This window comes from uncultured Roseovarius sp. (assembly GCF_913054395.1).
In the GTDB taxonomy this organism is placed as follows: Bacteria; Pseudomonadota; Alphaproteobacteria; order Rhodobacterales; family Rhodobacteraceae; genus Roseovarius.
The window spans coordinates 1-2,584 of record NZ_CAJXIP010000257.1 but is presented as its reverse complement, the minus strand read 5'-3'; the positions used below and the strand labels follow the sequence as shown (position 1 = coordinate 2,584).

The 2,584-nt window shown below is 61.4% G+C and carries 3 protein-coding genes; 2 read left to right on the top strand and 1 reads right to left on the bottom strand.

Annotated features, from left to right (window positions below):
- Nucleotides 1-416 (bottom strand): hypothetical protein (locus QZ522_RS18985; RefSeq protein ID WP_294615321.1); only part of this gene is annotated, 416 nt, incomplete at its 3' end.
- A 211-nt stretch (nt 417-627) separates the two neighbouring features.
- On the opposite strand from QZ522_RS18985, the gene yajC reads away from it, so the two are divergent.
- Complete coding sequence (yajC, locus tag QZ522_RS18980; RefSeq protein WP_085825446.1) at nt 628-909, top strand: preprotein translocase subunit YajC; 282 nt, start codon at nt 628-630, stop codon at nt 907-909.
- 51 nt (nt 910-960) lie between these two features.
- Nucleotides 961-2,584, top strand: a 1,624-nt coding sequence (gene secD, locus QZ522_RS18975) for a protein translocase subunit SecD (RefSeq protein ID WP_294615316.1), incomplete at its 3' end; no start/stop codon positions are given.

Genomic DNA, 2,584 nt, shown 5'->3' with positions numbered 1-2,584 from the left:
TCGGTTTGTCGCCGGGACAAGAGCAGCCGGTTGATGGTCAAAGGCAGGGCGATCACCGCGCCCAAGACGGTTGTCAGCGCGGCAATCTGGGCCAGCGAAAACCGCCAAGGCCAAACCTCATCATCCCCCTGAGGGACCGCATGCCAGATCACGTCCCAGGTCAGCTTGTAGAGGCCGAACAACAGCGTTGTTGCGACGATCAGCCATGTGAGGCCGATCACCACGAAAATCAAAGTGGGCACGCCTTTCATCCCAAGAGAGGCGGCGACGGCCTTGATATGGGTTTCGGGCGAGACCCAGCCCTTTTCCTTTTGGCGGGTTGCACCCTGCACCAGATAGAACACCAGCGTCAGGCCGAGGAATATCCACAAGAGGGGATGGGTCACGATGCCCTGATAGGTCTCATATGTCTGCACGCTGAAAATAACCTTGTTTCAATCCCCACATCACAACCTTGCCGCGAAACTGCACGTGTCACAAGGCGCGACGCTTTGGGCGTCGGGGCTTGTCCGGGCATTCCCTTGGGCGAAGCGTGCTTTCGCGCCTTGCAAAACCCCACCGCCACCCCTAGTTTCCGCAACAATTCGCGGGGTCTTTCCCGCCGCAACCTATGAAGGACACGACCCCATGGAAGCCTTTGGCCAGTTTATCCCGCTCATCCTGATTTTCGCGATCATGTATTTCCTGCTGATCCGTCCGCAGCAAAAGAAGCTCAAAGAGCACAAGGCGATGGTTGATGCCCTGCGCCGTGGCGATCAGGTGGTCACCCAGGGCGGGCTTATCGGCAAGGTGCATAAGGTCAAGGACGACAACGAGGTCGAGGTCGAGCTTTCCGAGGGTGTCAAGGTGCGTGTCGTCCGCTCGACCATCGCGCAGGTCCTTTCCAAGACCGAGCCGGCCGAAGGCTGAGGCTGGCGCCCGACCGGACATTCTTTGTTAACTCTCTGAAAAGGCAGGATTATGCTGCAAATTGACCTGTGGAAACGCCTATGTATCTGGGGCATCGTCGCCCTTGGTCTTTTGCTGGCCCTGCCGAATGCCTTTTACGCGAGGGTGGAGAGCCATAACGACGCCCTCGCCGCGATCGAGATCGGGGCCACGGAAACCCCCGAGATCGCGCAGGCGCTGTCGCAATGGCCCGACTGGATGCCCTCGGGGCTGGTCAACCTCGGGCTCGATCTGCGCGGCGGTGCGCATCTTCTGGCCGAGGTCAAAGTCGCGGATGTCTACCGCGCGCGGGTGGAGGGCATGTGGCCCGAGGTGCGCGATCTGCTGCGCGAAGAGCGTGACCGCATCGGCCCGATCCGCCTGCAACCCACCGAAGAGGCCGAGCTTCGCGTGCGCCTTGTCGAGCGCCCGGACATGGCAGCAGAGGCGGCCAGCCTTGTGCGCGGTCTGGCGCGCACGGTCACAAGCCTGACCGGGGCAGGGGCCAGCGATATCGACGTCACCTCCGAAGCGGGCGAAATCATTGTCCGTCTGAGTGAAGCCGAACAGCTTGCCACTGACGACCGCACCGTGCGTCAGGCGCTTGAAATCATCCGCCGCCGGATAGACGAGGTCGGCACCCGCGAACCCACGATCCAGCGCCAGGGCGCCGACCGTATCCTGATCCAGGTGCCCGGCGTCGGCAGCGCGGCCGAACTCAAGCAGATCATCGGCACCACCGCGCAGTTGACCTTTCAGCCGGTAGTCAGCCGCACCTCGAACGCCGAAGAGCGCGCCGGTGCGGGTAACGAGGTTCTGCCCTCGCTGGATGACGAAGGCGTCTATTACATCCTCGAGCGGGCACCGGTGGTCACCGGCGAGGAACTTGTCGATGCACAGCCCGATTTCGACCAGAACGGCCGCCCGGCGGTCTCGTTCCGGTTCAACCCGACCGGCGCGCGCAAATTCGGCGATTACACAGCCGAGAACATCGGCAACCCCTTTGCCATCGTGCTTGACGGAGAGGTCATAAGCGCCCCCGTGATCCAGAGCCATATCGCCGGCGGATCGGGCATCATCACCGGCAATTTCAACGTTGAGGAAAGCACCAAACTGGCGGTTCTGCTGCGGGCGGGGGCCTTGCCTGCGGGGCTTGAGTTCCTTGAGGAACGCACGGTCGGGCCGGAACTTGGCGCCGACAGTATCGAGGCGGGTAAGATCGCCTGTATCGTGGCCTTCGCGCTTGTGCTTGTCTTCATGTTCGCGAGCTATGGCACCTTCGGGATTTTTGCCAATATCGCCCTTGTCATCAACGTCGCTCTGATCTTTGGCCTGCTCAGCTTGATCGGCGCCACGCTGACCCTGCCGGGGATCGCAGGGATCGTTCTGACCATCGGGATGGCGGTCGATGCCAACGTCCTTGTCTTCGAGCGGATCAAGGAAGAGGTGAAATCGGCCAGGGGACCGGCGCGTGCGATCGAGCTTGGCTATGAAAAGGCGATGAGTGCGATCATCGACGCCAATATCACCACTTTCATTACCGCTCTGATCCTTTATGTCATGGGTTCTGGCCCGGTGCGCGGCTTTGCGATCACGCTTGGGCTTGGCATTATCACCTCTGTCTTTACCACGCTCTTCGCGACCCGGCCGATCGCCG

Bases quoted from the DNA above. Each gene is read 5' to 3' on its own strand.
- yajC (WP_085825446.1), top strand. From the start codon at position 628: ATGGAAGCCTTTGGCCAGTTTATCCCGCTCATCCTGATTTTCGCGATC.